At 64.3% G+C, this 886-nt stretch carries 1 protein-coding gene; it reads left to right on the forward strand.

Annotated elements, in window-relative coordinates; genetic code table 11:
* A partial coding sequence (locus tag ACTHTJ_RS10685) for a hemagglutinin repeat-containing protein (RefSeq protein WP_440360955.1) occupies positions 1 to 886 on the forward strand: 886 nt, incomplete at both ends.

Raw genomic sequence — 886 nt, forward strand, 5'->3', positions numbered from 1 at the left:
GCCGCAGCCGCAGCACGCAGACGCAGGATAGCAGCAGCACCGAAGCCGTCGGCAGCTCGCTGACGGCCGGCCGCCATCTCAGCATCCGTGCCACCGAAGGCAGCATCGAAGCCAAAGACGCACAAATCTCCGCCGAAGGCGATGCCCTGCTGTATGCCAGCGACGATATCCGACTGCTGGCCGCGGCCGACAGCCGCCGGCAAACCGGCAGCAGCAAGCGCAGCGGTTTCTCCATCGACAACCGCGACCATATCACCCCCTTCGGCACCTTTAACGATCAGGGGCAGGCTGCGGGCGAGATCGGCAGCATCAGCGGCAGCACCCTGTCCGTGGGCGGTAAAACCCGTCTGCTTGCCGAAAAAGGCAATATCGCCGTCAGCGGCAGCAGTCTGGTCTCCCAAGACGACCTGCTGCTTAAAGCCGGCGGTGACATCGACATCCGCGCCGCCGAACACCGCCAAAGCCAGAGCGAGCGCCAAGTTTCTTCCGGCATCGGCAGTGCCGTTATTTCCGACACCGAGCACTTTAGCGGCTGGATGAAAAACCGCCGCGAGAACGAGGGCGAAGAAACCCGGCAGGCCGCCAGCCAAATCGGCAGCCTGAAAGGCAGCGTACGGATAGATGCCGGCGGTGCCTACCGCCAAACCGGCAGTGATGTTGCCGCCGCCCGCGACATCGACATTGCCGCCCAAAGCGTCGATATCCGCACCGCCGACAACCACGGCCGCAGCCGCCAGAGCGAGCGCGACCTTAAAATCGGCACCTTCGCCAAAATCTCCTCACCGCTGATCGATCTGGTCAACGCTGCCGAAGGTGCTGCCAAAAGCAAAGCCGACGACCGCACCCGCGCCCTGCAGGGTCTAGCCGCCGGCGCCCAAGCCTACCA

It is taken from the genome of Neisseria sp. P0018.S001, assembly GCF_051957355.1.
In the GTDB taxonomy this organism is placed as follows: domain Bacteria; phylum Pseudomonadota; class Gammaproteobacteria; order Burkholderiales; family Neisseriaceae; genus Neisseria; species Neisseria subflava_A.